Raw genomic sequence first — 14,730 nt, 5'->3', positions numbered from 1 at the left:
CCGGGTTCCGGTCGTGAGACCGCCATCCGTTCCCTGCAGTCCGCCGGGCTTGAGGTCGGTTCCATCACCGACGTCACCCCGCAGGCCCACAACGGCGTTCGTCCCCCGAAGCGTCGTCGCGTCTGAGCACTTCAGAGAAACCATTAAGTCCACCCGCTTCGAGCCGGTAAGGTGCACGGCCGGCCAAAGCTGAAAGGATCACCAAAGTGCTGATTGCACAGCGTCCGACACTGACTGAGGAAGTAGTCAATCCTCAGCGTTCCCGTTTCACGATTGAGCCCCTTGAGCCCGGCTTCGGTTACACGCTTGGTAACTCGCTGCGTCGTACGCTCCTGAGCTCTATTCCGGGAGCGGCGGTGACGTCGGTGCGTATCTCCGGTGCCCTGCATGAGTTCACCACTCTGCCCGGCGTTGTCGAGGACGTCACCGAGATCCTCCTGAACATCAAGGGGATTGTGCTCACCAGCGAGTACGACGAGCCGGTCGTCATGTATCTGCGCAAGAACGGGAAGGGCGAGGCCACGGCTGGAGACATCACTCCGCCCGCCGGCGTTACCATCGCCAACCCCGATCTGCATATCGCCACCCTTGCCGAGGACGGCGAACTGGAGATCGAGTTCACCGTCGAGCGCGGCCGTGGCTATGTGCCGGCCCAGCTGAACAAGCAGGACAACGGCGAGATCGGTCGAATCCCGGTTGATTCGATCTACTCTCCGGTGCTTAAGGTGAGCTACAAGGTTGAAGCAACTCGCGTCGAACAGCGCACGGACTTCGACAAGCTCATCCTGGACGTCGAAACCAAGCCCGCCATCTCCCCGCGTGACGCCGTGGCGTCCGCCGGTTCCACCTTGGTGGAGCTCTTCGGCCTGTGCCGTGAGCTCAATGCCCAGGCTGAGGGCGTGGAGGTCGGCCCGGCTCCGGTGGTCGAGGAGACCAACCCGGAGATGGCCGTGCCGATCGAGGATCTCAACCTTACGCAGCGCAGCTACAACTGCCTGAAGCGTGAGGGAATCCACACCATCGGTGAGCTGGTTTCCCACACCGAGCAGGATCTGCTCGACATCCGCAATTTTGGTATGAAGTCAATCGACGAGGTCAAGGAGAAGCTGCAGGCCCTCGGGCTGTCGCTCAAGACCTCCCCGCTTGGCTTCGATACCACCAACCTCGAAGGTGGCACGTTCTTCTCGCCTGAGGACGAGTGAGAACCGTTCACTTCGAATAACGCCATATGAGCGGATGCTCGGGCCACTGCCCACCTGCTCATATGGACATAAGGAGATAACATGCCTACACCCAAGAAGGGCCCGCGTCTGGCATCCAGCCCCGCCCACGAGCGCCTGATGCTCGCGAACATGGCTACCAGCCTGTTCCAGCATGGCCGCATCACCACCACGCTGCCGAAGGCCAAGCGCCTTCGTCCGCTGGCTGAGCGTCTCATCACCTTCGCCAAGCGCGGTGATCTGCACTCCCGCCGTCGCGTGATGCGCGTCATCCGCAACAAGTCCGTGGTGCACGCCCTGTTCACCGATATCGCCGCTCAGATGGAGCAGCGCGAGGGCGGCTACACCCGCATCGTGAAGATCGCCTCCCGCCAGGGCGACAACGCCCCGGCCGCCATCATCGAGCTCGTCACCGAGCCCGTTGCCAAGAAGGCCGTGGTGAAGGAAGCCGAAGCCGCCACCAAGGTGGCCGCTCAGGACGAGAACGCCGAAGTGAAGGCCGCCGCCACTGAGGCAGCTTCTACCGAAGCCACCTCCACCGAAACCGCTGAGAAGGCCGAGTGAGCTGACGGCATAGCCGATATCATTCGGCAATGAGCAGGTCCGGGAATCCGCTTGGATTCCCGGACCTGTTTGCTATTCGGTGAATATTCGACGGTTCGGCATCGAGACCATATAGGTATAGTTGTCGGGTGATACGACTGCGCTTTGATTTTGGATATGACGGTACGGATTTCTTCGGATGGGCAAAGCAGCCCGAGCTGAGAACCGTGCAGGGCGAATTCGAATCGGCGTTGTCCAAAATATTGAGATACGCCCCCGGCGAGGGGAATCCGCGACTCACCGTCGCAGGCCGTACCGATACCGGGGTACATGCGTTGCATCAGGTTTGCCACGCGGATATTGACGAGGAGCGGCTGGCACGATGCGTCGGCCATATGCGGGTTGGCCCCGTCGAGGCCCTGCAACGCAGACTCTCACGCGTGCTGCCGCCGGATATTGCTTTGCATGCCGTCGCCGTCGCCCCAGCCGGATTCGATGCAAGGTTCTCCGCGCTGCAACGCACCTATGTCTACCGAGTGAGTGACGCCTCCTGCCTCGCTGATCCGCGTATGCGGCATTTTGTGCTGCGGGTGGAGGATCGGCTGGACGTCGAATCGATGAACGCGGCCGTCGCTTCGACGGTGGGATTGCATGATTTCGGATCGTTTGCGACCCCCAATCCCGGAGGCACCACGATCCGGGAGGTGAAATCCGCGCACTGGGATCGGGTGCCGATTCGTCCGCTGATCGGAGAACCCGGCGTCGGAGAGGACAGCCCATCCGGAGGCAGCGGGAACGCACGCGACGAATTCCATACAGTGCCGTCGTGCGAATCGGGGCTGCTGTGCTTTACCATCGTGGCCGACGCCTTCGCCCGCAACATGGTTCGCTCACTGGTCGGCGCAAGCCTGCGTGTCGGGCAGGGCAAACGTTCGGTTGACTGGTTCCTGTCGAAAATGGAGGCACCGGTTCGCGAGGGGGAAAGCGGCCCCTGTCCGCCGCAGGGACTCACCTTGGAACACATCGCGTATCCGCCTGACGACCAGCTCGCTACCCGCGCGGCGAAGATCCGCGCGGTTCGCACGCTGTAAATCGCATATTCCACAGCCCTTAAACTTCACGTAACACAGGTGGCGGAGTTCCGTAACGACCGGTGCATAGCGTGAATCGCATATCCCGGAGCCCGGGATCCGGACGAGTATGCGAAGGTATGCAAGGAGTGCGAAGATGGTTGAGACGGTTGCGCAGAAGCTGGCTGCCGAGTTGGTGAACCGGAGGGAAGCCATCAATCGCGAGCTGGGGCGCAACGGCGTCCGTTTCGGCATCTACAAGAATGGCACCTACCGCGACCAATTGTTCCCCTACGACCCGATTCCGCGCGTCATCCCGTCCGATGAATTCGACCGGCTGGAACAGGGGCTCAAGCAGCGAGTCAACGCGCTGAACGCGTATCTCAAGGACATCTACTCCGACAAGCGCATCATCCATGATGGCGTTATCCCCGAGGAATACGTATACACCTCCGCCGGATACTTCCCCCAAGTCAACGGGGTCACCCCTCCGGCCGGCATTTTCGCGCATATCGCCGGAGAGGATCTGGTACAGGGGGAAGACGGCCAATGGTGGGTGCTGGAGGACAACCTGCGCATCCCGTCCGGTGCCAGCTATCCGCTGTTCGTGCGCGACATTGAGCGCCGCATCGCGCCGACGCTGTTTCGCGACGTGCATATCCGCGATAATCGCGCCTATCCGACGTTGCTGCGCAAATCCATGGATTTCGTCTCCACCGAGGGCATTTCCGTGGTGCTGACGCCGGGGCGCTACAATTCGGCATTCTTCGAGCATGCTTATCTGGCTGAAAAAACCGGTGCGGTACTGGCCTTCCCGGAGGATCTGGAGGTCGAGGGCAACAAGCTGTGGTTCGTGGACTACTCCGGTGCCAAGCATCGCGTGGGCGTGGTGTATCGCCGGCTCTCCGACGAATATCTCGACCCCTTCGCATTCAATCCCGATTCGGTGATTGGCGTGCCGGGTCTCTTGTCGGCGTATCGTGCGGGCAATGTCGCCATTATGAATGCGCCCGGCAACGGCGTCGCCGACGACAAGGCCATCTACTATTTTGTGCCGGCGATGGTCCAGTACTATCTGCACGAGGATCCGATCCTCAAGAACGCCCCGACCTATATGCCGATGTTCTCCTCCGATCGCAAGATCGTGCTCGACAGGCTTGGCGAATTGGTGATCAAGGATGTGGCGGAGGCCGGCGGTTACGGCGTGGTGTTCGGATCCAAGCTGGATGCGCGGCAACGCGAGGAACTGGCGGATCGCATTCGCAAGGAGCCGCGTCGCTTCATCGCCCAGGAAGTCATCCAGTTCAAGGATCTGGCCGTCATCGACGACGCCACCGGCGAGGCGGTGCCTCGCAAAGCGGATCTGCGCGCATTCGTCGTCACCGGCAAGGACACCCATGTCTGGTACTCCGGCTTGACGAGGTATTCGTCGATTCCAGGCCAAATGATCGTCAATTCCTCCCAGGGCGGCGGCTTCAAGGACACGTGGGTGATGTCCCCCGAAGCGTCGAAGGACACGGATTTCGATCAGTCGCATGAGCGTGAGAAGATCGCCATCAATGCCGAGTACGCGCGTCATTCCCTGGCCCTGGTCACCTCGTCGAAAACCGATACGCTCTACTGGCTTGGTCGGTACACGGAACGCGTGTTCACCACGATCAAGCGGTTCTTCCCCTTCTACGATCAGGTGATGGACACTGATGTGGACGCGTTCCGCCCGTTTGCGAGGGCGCTCGACCTGCCGGAGGATTTCGCGGATTTCGATGCGTTCATCCAATCGTTCCTATACGACGAGAACAATGCCGATTCGGTGCGTTCGGCGATCAAATCGGCATTCAACAACGCGGTGGTTCTACGGCCTGAACTTGGGTCGGACCTTTTGCAGTATGTTGAACTTGCGCTGCGCAATATCGCTGACGCGTCGCGACGCTCCGCCAGCGCCGAGGATATCTACAAGCAGCGCGACATCACCGACGACATGCTGGCGTTCTGGGGCGGCATCGAGAATTCCACCGTCGACCCGACGCTGAAGGCGCTGATCTTCATTGGCAAATATGTTGAGCGCATCGATCTGTATACACGATTCAGCTTGCCTAAGGACCAGCTTGCCGCTCCGCTGCGCAAACTGGCTTCGTATGCCATGATGCTGGACGGTTTGCCCCTGCCGCAGTGCTTTGCCGATGGCGTCCGGTGGCTGGTCGGCCAGATGCCGGTGCGCGGGTACGGCGAGCTTGCCGGAACCCTGTCCAAATTCCTCGACGGGTTTGAAGGGCATATCATCGCGAGTCGTTTGCGGGATATCGGGATGGTTTCCGCGGTTGATATGGATGCCAACAAGATCTGACGGCCTTCCCGTCGCGCCCTTGCTGTCGTGTCTTTCGAATTCTCCATTACAATGGACGCGGATTGTTGCACAAGAGAGCGAATCGAATGCGATGATTTGTCCGGACTTCGGCGGTTCAAGACGAAGAAACGCGAAAGGGCACACAATAATGCCCGCTTTGCGTGGACCGGGTCATGACCATAATCGAGAATCGAAAGGCTGAGCATTGAAGAAGCTGGTATTCGACTACCGGATGAAGCTGTCGTTCAGCTCGCCTGTAACGGATCATCGTTTCCAGCTGCGGTGCATTCCCGCTACGGGGCCGCGTCAGCAGGTTGTGGATGTCGAAGTGAAGATCGACCCGGAAGTCGAGCTTGAGACCACCATCGACTCCTTTGATTCCGTGGTGATGATCGGCTACATTCCCGAAGAGCATTCGCATTTCAATTATTCGGTCACCGGTATTGCCTTTGTGGATAACGAGCATATCAAGCCTGAAATCTATAAGCCCCTGTACCGCTTCGATTCCGCGCTGACGGTGCCGGGACCGTCTCTGACTGCGTTGATCGAGCGTTGCCGGGAGCGTTTGCGCACCGAAAGCAACAGCGGTTCCCCGGTCGCGGTGGCCACGGTTGTGATGGATGAGGTGTACAAGGCGTTTACGTATGCGCCGATGTCTACCACCATTCGCACGACTGCCGAGCAGGCGTTGGCGCAGGGCAGGGGTGTGTGCCAGGACTATGCCCATGTCATGTTGGCCGTGTGCCGACATATGGGGCTTGCGGCTCGGTATATCGCGGGTTTGTTGGGCGGCGAGGGCGCCACGCATGCGTGGGTGGAGGTCTATCACAAGGATCGTTGGATCGGTTTGGATCCCACGCATAATCGTCTGGTTGACGATAGCTACATCACCATTGCGCATGGCCGCGATTATCGCGACTGCATGTTGGATATCGGCGTTTTCTCCGGCGTGTCCGTCAAACAGGAGCAGTGGGTCAACGCGTCGGTTCATGAGCAGGGGATCTGAGTGATATCGCCTCGGGAAATCGTCGCGGGGAATGAAGAACGGCGGTTATGAGGATCCTATTTTGGATTCTTTCACGTTTTTGATCGCCGCAGAGCGTTTCCGAGGCGCAAAAAGGGGCTTTGTGCCGTCGTGGCGGCCTCCGGTTCGACGGAAAATGTGAAAGAATCCGTTTTAGTTGTTTCAAAGGGACGTCTTGCGTTGCCGTGATTCGCGAGCAAATGGCGGAAATCACTGAAAACATTGGCTTTTGACATAAAAAAGGGGTTCCGGGCGCATCGCTCGGAACCCCCATGGGGCGGATAAGGCGAGATTCGAACTCGCGGAGGTGTTAAGCCTCACACGCTTTCGAGGCGTGCTCCTTAGACCGCTCGGACACTTATCCATTCGCCGCAAGCCTTAACGTCAGGCAAGCAACTTATCTAGTATGCCACAGCTTCACGACGTGGCGACACGCGTGGTGAAAAGCGCTTCGTCGAATTGGGGGAATCCAAGTTGCAGGGCCTGCGACGTTTCCTCCGACAACAGATTCGCCAGCACAGATGCCGTTGCGTCGTCGCTGATCATGATGCGCGTGGTGTCCGCAGAGCCGTCGCCGTTCGCGGTTGTGTCGCCTGACGAGGAGGTGGCCAGCGCGCTGAGCTGCTCTCGGACCAGATCCATGGCCACGGCCGCGGACGTGGGCACGCGCAGTCCGGAGGCGGTGTCGAGGATGACGTCGGGATTGGCGAGCAGCTGCTGCACGGAGTAGACGGCATTTCGGCTATCGGTGTCGGATGTGTGCGCGGCGAATCCCGAGGCAAGCGCCTTATGCCGGTCGGAGAGCTTCGCAAGGGTGCCGTTCGCGGTATGTCGCGCCGCAAGAACCTCAAAGGCGAATCCTGCGCGATCGTGCGCAAGGGCGAGACCTTTCGCGGCATCGTCCGCAATCGTCAATGAGGTGTTGGCATCTATTCTCGTGGTCGTGTCCGCATACGCGATGCCGGTACGTCGGGCCATCGAGGCGGCCATTGAGCTTGCGCGGCCGCTTTCCAAAACCCCCTCGGCGAAACGACCCTGACACGTGATGCCCACCAAACGCCATAGGTCCCTGGACTGCACGGCTTTGCGTTGGCGTTGCCATATGGTCAGCGATTCCACGCTACGGGCGGCGGTCGGTTGCGTGGCCGCCATGGCGGTGGCATCCTCGGCGTCGGCGAGCTGAAGCTCGCAGGAGCTTGGGGTAAGCGCGGCTTCGAGTTGGCCTTGCACGCGAGGCATCCATGAGGTTGGCGAGCAGCCTCCCAGCGTGATCGTGATGGAAAGAGCCGCGAAGCAGACGAATGTGCCTTTGACGAAGTGCCGTAATGCCTGAAACTTGCGTGTCTCCATGAATCGTTAGACTAATAGCCATTACAGACCGTACGAGCCGTCACAGGCCGGTGCGAACGCGATAACTTCATGAGGAGGTCTCCGGGAATGGAACTAGACCTGGCAAGCATGCATCAGTTGGCTAAGGAGCAGGGGATCGACGAGGAAACGTTGGATTCGGCACTCTCCGAGGCGCTGCGCATGGCATATCTCAAGACTCCGCATGCGGCCAAGCATGCCCGCGTCGATTTGGATGAGCGTGCCGGCACGTTCACTGTGTGGGCGCGCGACGAGATTCCTCAGGAGCCCACCGAAGAGAACCCGCATCCCGCACCCGAACTTGGCGAGGAGTACGACGACACCCCGAAGGACTTCGGCCGTCTTGCCGCCGCCACCGCCGCCCAGGTGATTCGCCAGTTGTTCCGCAAGGCCGAGGACGATAAGGTGTTTGGCGCGTTTTCCGGCCAGAAGGGCAAGCTCATCACCGGCATCGTGCAGCAGGATGTCAAGGACGCCGCGAACGTGCATGTGGCCGTGGGTGACGTCGAGGCCATTCTGCCACGTCGTGAGCAGGTGCCGGGCGAGCGGTATCGCCATGGCGAGCGCATTCGCGTCTATGTGGTGAATGTGGCCCGTGGGCTGAAGGGGCCGGAGATCATCGTCTCTCGTTCGCATCCTGAGCTGGTCCGTCGTCTTTTTGAACGTGAGGTTCCCGAATTGGTGTCGGGGGCTGTGTCGATTATGGCGATTGCTCGTGAGGCGGGTGCCCGTACCAAGATCGCCGTGCGCGCCAACACCGATGGAGTTAATCCGAAGGGGGCCCTGATCGGTCCCGGCGGCGCTCGCGTGCGCGCGGTGATGGAGAATCTTGGACAGGAGAAAATCGATATCGTCGACTATTCCAATGATCCCGCCAAATTTGTGGCTTCCGCGCTGTCCCCGGCTGTGGCGACAGGCGTGCAGGTGATCAGCGAAAAGAACAAAACCGCCATTGCCTTCATCCATGATGATCAGCTGTCACTTGCCATCGGCAAGGAGGGACAGAACGCTCGTCTGGCAGCCAAGCTCACCGGCTGGAAGATCGGCATCGAATCCGCTGAGGCGCATGCCGCCAAGGTGCGGAGCGAAAGCCATCAGACCCCGCAGGAGTAGTCACCGCCCCGCTTGCGGGGAGACTTGCCGGCCGGGAGACTCGCAATCGTCTTGAACCGGCATAATGGCGCACGGTCTGAATCCGTTGCCTTGTATCCGTCGCTCCGCATGCGGTATGCCGTATGCGGAGTCGTTGTTTTGCAACGCGCCGCACATCCATAGGATCGAGTATGCTGTTCTCGGTATCCGAATGGGTCAACTATGCCCGAATTCGGCACAGAGACGAGGTAATAACGATCATGGTCGCACGATGAGTGAGAAACAGTTCACCGTCATCGGACGATAGTCGCGCCTCACCCATGCGCGCGGCTGATGGATAGGAGAAATTGAGTGCCCAAAGCACGCGTGTATGAATTGGCCAAGGCTCTTGGCGTAGATAGTAAAACGGTTCTTGAGAAGCTCAAGGACATGGGGGAGTTTGTCAAGTCGGCTTCCTCCACTGTGGAAGCTCCGGTGGTTCGCAAGCTGAAGGCGGCGTTCCCGCAGCCGGATTCCAATGCGTCGAAGTCGGCGAAGGTTTCGAAGAATGAATCGTCCAGGGGTGGAGCTAGGCCCGCGACGTCTGAGCGTCATCGGCCCCAGGGCAGCGGACGGGGAGGCAGGCCCATTCCTCAGCCGCATGCGCCATCTCCGGCTGCCGTGCACGGCGCCTCTCCCTCTTCAGCCAACAAGCCATCGGCGGCGCATCCGTCCCCGTCCTCCATGTCCGGTTCCGCGGCTGCGCATCCGGCTCCGCGTCCCGGCGGCGGTCAGCATCGTCAGGGGCCGCATGCCGGCGGCCACAATAATCCGCGTGGCAATCAGGACAATAATCGCGGCATGGGCCGTCCCGGTCCCCGTCCGCAGCACCAGGGCGAGCGTGGCTCTCAGCCCGGTTCCCGTCCGCAGGGCGGTTCCCATGCCAATCCCGCCATTCCGCGTCCTCGCGGTGGCCAGCCCGCGCGTCCGCACGCCGGTTCCGGCACTCCGCGCCCGGGCAATAATCCCTTCTCGCGGCGTCAGGGTATGAGCACTCCGACGCCGGGCGACATTCCCCGTCCGCATCCGATGGCCCGGCCTACAGTCAATAACAACGAAGGTCGTGGCGGCCGCGGCGGCCGTCCCGGTCCCCGTGGGGGATTCCGTGGTCGTCCGGGTCAGGGCGGCGGCGCCAGGCCGGGTCAGTGGGGCCATTCCCGTCCGGGTCAGAGCGGCGGCCAGTCCCCTCGTTCGGGTCAGGGCGGCGGCTCTCGCTTCGGCGGCAACAACTTCTCCGGAGCTCCTTCGGGCGGTAACGGTCCGTCACGCGGTCGTGGCGGCCGTGGCGGCGCAGCCGGCGCATTCGGTCGTCAGGGCGGCAAGTCTTCGAAGGCCCGCAAGAACAGGTTGGCGAAGCGTCGCGAGTTTGAGGAGATCAAAGCTCCTACCATCGGCGGCGTGCGCATCCCCAACGGCAATGGCCAGACCGTCCGTCTGCGTCAGGGTGCGTCCCTTGCCGATTTGGCCGAGAAGATCAATGTGAATCCGGCCGCCTTGGTGACTGTGATGTTCCATCTCGGCGAGATGGCCACGGCCACGCAGTCCCTTGACGAGACCACCTTCCAGATTCTTGGCGAGGAAATCGGCTGGAACATCAAGCTGGTGTCCGCCGAGGAGGAAGACAAGGAGCTGCTGCAGCAGTTCGATATCGATCTGGACGAAGAGGAGCTTCAGGAGGACAAGGATCTCAAGCCTCGTCCGCCGGTCGTCACCGTCATGGGCCATGTCGATCACGGTAAGACCCGACTGCTGGACACGATCCGCAAGACCAACGTCATCGAGGGCGAGGCCGGCGGCATCACCCAGCGCATCGGTGCCTATCAGGTGACGGTGAACCTTGAGGGCGAAGCCCGCAAGATCACCTTCCTCGACACCCCTGGCCACGAGGCCTTCACCGCCATGCGTGCGCGTGGCGCCGAGCTCACCGACGTCGCCATCCTGGTGGTGGCCGCCGATGATGGTGTGATGCCCCAGACTGTGGAGGCCATCAACCATGCTCAGGCCGCTCATGTGCCGATTGTGGTGGCCGTGAACAAGATCGATAAGCCGGGCGCCAACCCGGAGAAGGTGCGCGGACAGCTCACGGAGTTCGGTCTGGTTCCCGAGGATTACGGCGGCGACACCATGTTCGTCGACATCTCCGCCAAGCTGGGCACCAATGTCGACAAGCTGCTTGAAGCGGTGTTGCTGACCGCCGACGCCGAGCTCGACCTGCGCGCCAATCCGGATATGGACGCTCGCGGTGCCACCGTGGAAGCCCGGCTCGACAAGGGTCGCGGTGCCGTGGCCACCGTGCTGGTCCAGCAGGGTACGCTGCATGTGGGCGATTCGATTGTTGCTGGTACGTCCTATGGCCGCGTGCGCGCCATGCTCGACGAAAACGGCAAGCAGATGAAGGACGCGGGTCCCTCCACTCCGGTGCAGGTGCTCGGCCTGACTTCCGTGCCCACCGCCGGCGACCTTTTCCTGGTTGCCCCGGACGACCGCACCGCCCGTCAGATCGCCGAGAAGCGTCAGGCCACCGAGCGTGCCGCCCAGTTGGCGAAGCGCCGTAAGGTCGTGTCCTTGGAGTCCCTGAAGGAGCAGTTCGCCAAGGCTGAGGTCGATATGCTCAACATCGTCATCAAGGGCGATTCCTCCGGCTCCGTCGAGGCGCTTGAGGATTCCCTGATGAAAATCGAGGTGTCCGACGAGGTCGGCATTCAGGTCATTCATCGCGGCGTCGGTGCGATCACCCAGAACGATGTCAATCTGGCTACCGTCGACAAGGCCGTCATCATTGGCTTCAATGTGCGTCCGAACCGTCAGGTGCAGGAGCTGGCCGATCGGGAAGGCGTGGAGATCAAGTACTACTCCATCATCTACAAGGCCATCGAAGATATCGAGGCCGCGCTGAAGGGCATGCTCAAGCCGGAATTCGAGGAGGTCGTCACCTCGCACTCCGAAATCCGCGAGATCTTCCGCTCCTCCAAGTTCGGCAACATCGCCGGCGTCATGGTGCAGGATGGCGAGGTCAAGCGCGGCACCAAGTGCCGTATTCTGCGCAATGGCATCGCGACCGTCAACGATTTGGAGATTTCCTCGCTGCGTCGTTTCAAGGACGATGTGCAGTCCGTCAAGGAAGGCTACGAGGCCGGCATCAACCTCGGCAGCTTCAATGACATCGAAATCGGCGATATCATCGAGACCTTCGAAATGCAGGAGGTTGAGCGCAAATAATGGCGGGCACCAATCCTCGCGCGGCGCGCATCGCCGCGTTGATTCAGCGTGTGGTGGCCTCGGACATCGAGTCCACCCTGCACGACAAGCGACTGGCGAATGTCACGATCACCGAGGTGCGCGTGACCAACGATTTGCAGATCGCCAAGGTCTATTGGACCCAACTTGGCCATAAGGGCAAGGAGGAGGGCGAGCGAAAGCGCGCCAAGCAGGCCCTTGACCAGGCCAAGGGGCATTTGCGTTCCCTGGTCGGGGCCAAGGCCGGCTTGCGGCTGACCCCGCAGCTGCAGTTCATTTTCGATGAGGTGCCCGGCGAGGCGACTGAAATCGAAGACATCCTGGCGATGGCTCGCAAGAGGGACGCCGATCTGGCCCGTGCCCGTGTGGGTGCCCAGTATGCCGGCGAGGCCGACCCATACAGGCATGATGACGAGCCGAACGGGAGCGATGACGGCGGCGACGTCGACGATACCGATGACACCGCTGGAGACGGTGACATCGCCGGTTCTACGGACGATGCCGATCGGTGACAAGTAGCCGCTCACAAGTGGCCGAAAACATATGATGGTGCCCCTTGTTCAGGTTCACGCTTGAGCAGGGGGCATATTGCACATTTGTATATGGCATATTGCCTGTCTGGGGAAGAACCAATGCCAAATGCTCCGTCCGGTCTGATGATCGTGGACAAACCCTATGGCGTGACCAGCTTTGACGTAGTGGCTGCCACGCGTGCCGCACTGCATACCAAAAAAGTCGGCCATGCCGGCACACTTGATCCAATGGCCACCGGCATGCTGGTGATCGGATTCGGCAATGCCACGCGACTGCTTAACGCGATTACCGGCCACGACAAAACCTATGAGGCAACCATCCGTCTTGGCCAGCGCACGGACACCGATGACGCGCAGGGGGAGCTGCTTGAATCCGCCGGGGCTCGGGGCTTGGATCATGGCGCGATCCACGCCGCCATCGCCGAGCATCTGACCGGCGACATTGCCCAGGTCCCGAGCGCCTACTCCGCAATTAAGATCAACGGTCGCCGCGCGTACGATCTCGCCCGGGAGGGGCGGCAGGTGAAGCTTGCCGCCCGGCGCGTCACCATTGAGATCTTCGATGTGCTGGATATCCGCGAGACCAGTGCCGAGAACGGCACCCCGGTGACTGATCTGGATGCTCGCGTCTCCTGTTCGTCCGGCACGTACATTCGCTCGCTGGCACGCGATCTGGGCGAACTACTGGGCGTCGGCGGTCATCTGATCCGACTGCGGCGCACGCGGGTCGGACGATTCGATTTCGCGGATCCCGTGATTGAGTCGCGTCGAGTGAGCGCCCATACGGCAAGCAAGTCGTACACCAACCGCGAAGGCGTTGTCGTCGCTCGCTCGACATGCGTGCTGGATGTTCCGGATGCATGCGCGGCGGATGCCGGTCTGCGCCGCGAGTGGTTGCTTGGACGGGCTCTGACCATGGAGGAAGCGGCTCGTAGGGTGATGCCCTGCGTGGACATCGACGCCGGGGAGGCTGCCGACTTGCGCTTTGGCAGGCGGATCGATCGGGTCATCACCTCGCAGTGCGCCGCCATCGTGCCCCAGACGCATGATGTCGTGGCGCTGATCGAACCGGCAGGCCGGTCGCATGCCAAGCCAGTTACGGTATTTCCTGCTACAGTGGATGCGGTTTTGTCGAGCGGCGACGCGCCGCATTGCGGTACTACATGAGGATGAATCTGATGAACGTCATGCATTTGACTCCACAGGCCGACGGTACGGTGGAATGGCCCAGTCCGGGGAATTCCATCAAAACGGTGGTGACGGTGGGTGCCTTCGACGGCATGCATCTGGGGCATCAGGCCATTATCGCCCGCGTGGTTGAGCTGGCGAAGCGTTATGACGCGCTCTCCTCGGTGATCCTGTTCGACCCGCGCCCCGCCTACGTGCATGCGTGGGCCGCTGCACATGAAGGTGTGGAGCCTGATGCGACGAAAGTCGATGCGGTTGCGCTTACCTCGATGGACGAGCGTCTGCGCCGCATTGAACAGCTGGGTGTGGACCAGGTGCTGATTGTGCACTACACCTTGGCGTTCGCCGCCAAGTCATACGTCTTTTTCCTTGGCCAGCTCACCGGCAGGCTTGGCATGCGCACATTGGTGTTGGGCAGTGACGCCGCCATGGGGCAGGGGCGCAAAGGCGATGTGAAGGCCATCGCCAATCTCGCCGCGGCGACCGGCGTGTTCGAGCTGGATGTGGTGGATGATCTCGGGCCCGGGCATGTGCGCGTCCCCGCCCATGCCGAGCCGCATATGCCCGGTGAATACGGTGAGCCGAAGGATCCGCTTGAGGGTATGAGCAAGGCGGAACGCCGTGCGTGGAGCAAACGCAACAACGCCAAGCTCACGCGTGTGTGGAGCTCGTCGAATGTGCGCTATCTGCTCTCGCAGGGGCGTATCGCTGCGGCTAACGCGGTGTTGGGGCATCCGCACAGCGTTGAAGGCGTGGTGGTCCACGGTGAGGAACGTGGGCGTACCATCGGCTTCCCCACGGCGAATCTGGGCGATGAGATCCACGGCTATTTGCCGGTGGATGGTGTGTACGCAGGGTGGCTGGTCGATCTGGGGACGGCAGGCGACTCCGATGCCGATGGGTCCGAGTCCACTCGATTGCGTGCGGATTCGCCCTGCCGCTGGCCGTCCGCCATCTCGATTGGCACCAAGCCCACCTTCAGCGAGAAAACCGGCTTGCATGAGCGCGTGGTTGAGGCATATGCGATTCGTGATGACGATGCTGGTTGGCTGGACCTGTACGGGCATCGAGT

11 protein-coding genes, 1 tRNA gene and 1 pseudogene are annotated in these 14,730 nt (G+C 61.2%); 11 read left to right on the top strand and 2 right to left on the bottom strand.

The genetic code is table 11. The annotated features are described in order from the left end of the window. The 6 genes and pseudogenes from rpsK to B2994_RS04220 all read left to right on the top strand — a co-directional run. The coding region (gene rpsK / locus B2994_RS04245; RefSeq protein ID WP_291527191.1) for a 30S ribosomal protein S11 at window positions 1-126 on the top strand (126 nt) is incomplete at its 5' end. Between the two features lie 80 nt (window positions 127-206). Then, window positions 207-1,202, top strand: coding sequence for a DNA-directed RNA polymerase subunit alpha (locus B2994_RS04240; RefSeq protein ID WP_291527133.1), 996 nt, complete (start codon window positions 207-209; stop codon window positions 1,200-1,202). Between the two features lie 81 nt (window positions 1,203-1,283). After that, entirely contained in the window at window positions 1,284-1,784 is a 501-nt protein-coding gene (gene rplQ / locus B2994_RS04235; protein ID WP_291527132.1) for a 50S ribosomal protein L17, read from the top strand. Between the two features lie 128 nt (window positions 1,785-1,912). Beyond that, on the top strand, window positions 1,913-2,854 hold the full coding sequence (locus tag B2994_RS04230; protein WP_291527131.1) for a tRNA pseudouridine synthase A: 942 nt from the start codon (window positions 1,913-1,915) through the stop codon (window positions 2,852-2,854). Window positions 2,855-2,990: 136 nt separating this feature from the next. Then, a pseudogene (locus B2994_RS04225) lies at window positions 2,991-5,070 on the top strand (circularly permuted type 2 ATP-grasp protein); the annotation flags it as partial. Between the two features lie 312 nt (window positions 5,071-5,382). Next, window positions 5,383-6,183 (top strand): transglutaminase family protein, encoded by an 801-nt coding sequence (locus B2994_RS04220; RefSeq protein ID WP_291527129.1) that lies wholly within the window; start codon window positions 5,383-5,385, stop codon window positions 6,181-6,183. Between the two features lie 296 nt (window positions 6,184-6,479). Here the strand turns inward: B2994_RS04220 and B2994_RS04215 are convergent. Together B2994_RS04215 and B2994_RS04210 are read right to left on the bottom strand one after the other, a co-directional pair. Next, window positions 6,480-6,565 (bottom strand) — tRNA-Ser (locus B2994_RS04215). 53 nt (window positions 6,566-6,618) lie between these two features. Beyond that, window positions 6,619-7,551 carry a hypothetical protein gene (locus tag B2994_RS04210; RefSeq protein ID WP_291527128.1) on the bottom strand — a complete coding sequence of 311 codons (933 nt, stop codon included), beginning with the start codon at window positions 7,549-7,551 and terminating at the stop codon, window positions 6,619-6,621. An 87-nt stretch (window positions 7,552-7,638) separates the two neighbouring features. Here B2994_RS04210 and nusA point away from each other — a divergent pair, with 87 nt between their 5' ends. The 5 genes from nusA to B2994_RS04185 form a co-directional block, all read left to right on the top strand. Beyond that, entirely contained in the window at window positions 7,639-8,682 is a 1,044-nt protein-coding gene (gene nusA, locus B2994_RS04205) for a transcription termination factor NusA (RefSeq protein ID WP_291527127.1), read from the top strand. Between the two features lie 330 nt (window positions 8,683-9,012). Further along, window positions 9,013-11,919, top strand: a complete 2,907-nt coding sequence (gene infB, locus B2994_RS04200; RefSeq protein WP_291527126.1) for a translation initiation factor IF-2 — start codon at window positions 9,013-9,015, stop codon at window positions 11,917-11,919. Continuing rightward, the gene (gene rbfA / locus B2994_RS04195) at window positions 11,919-12,449 is read left to right on the top strand and encodes a 30S ribosome-binding factor RbfA (RefSeq protein ID WP_291527125.1); all 531 of its coding nucleotides are present in this window, start codon (window positions 11,919-11,921) and stop codon (window positions 12,447-12,449) included. The genes infB and rbfA overlap by 1 nt, the downstream gene beginning before the upstream one ends. A gap of 120 nt (window positions 12,450-12,569) precedes the next feature. Further along, complete coding sequence (gene truB / locus B2994_RS04190; protein ID WP_291527124.1) at window positions 12,570-13,637, top strand: tRNA pseudouridine(55) synthase TruB; 1,068 nt, start codon at window positions 12,570-12,572, stop codon at window positions 13,635-13,637. Between the two features lie 11 nt (window positions 13,638-13,648). Continuing rightward, window positions 13,649-14,730: riboflavin kinase (locus B2994_RS04185; protein ID WP_291527123.1), on the top strand; the 1,082-nt coding region annotated here is incomplete at its 3' end.

Source organism: Bifidobacterium sp. UBA744, assembly GCA_002298605.1.
Lineage (GTDB): Bacteria > Actinomycetota > Actinomycetes > Actinomycetales > Bifidobacteriaceae > Bifidobacterium.
The sequence above is the reverse complement of the archived record's forward strand: the minus strand, read 5'-3'. Positions and strand labels throughout refer to the sequence as shown.

Bases quoted from the DNA above. Each gene is read 5' to 3' on its own strand.
- B2994_RS04210 (WP_291527128.1), bottom strand. From the start codon at position 7,551: ATGGAGACACGCAAGTTTCAGGCATTACGGCACTTCGTCAAAGGCACA.
- nusA (WP_291527127.1), top strand. From the start codon at position 7,639: ATGGAACTAGACCTGGCAAGCATGCATCAGTTGGCTAAGGAGCAGGGG.
- rplQ (WP_291527132.1), top strand. From the start codon at position 1,284: ATGCCTACACCCAAGAAGGGCCCGCGTCTGGCATCCAGCCCCGCCCAC.
- truB (WP_291527124.1), top strand. From the start codon at position 12,570: ATGCCAAATGCTCCGTCCGGTCTGATGATCGTGGACAAACCCTATGGC.
- rbfA (WP_291527125.1), top strand. From the start codon at position 11,919: ATGGCGGGCACCAATCCTCGCGCGGCGCGCATCGCCGCGTTGATTCAG.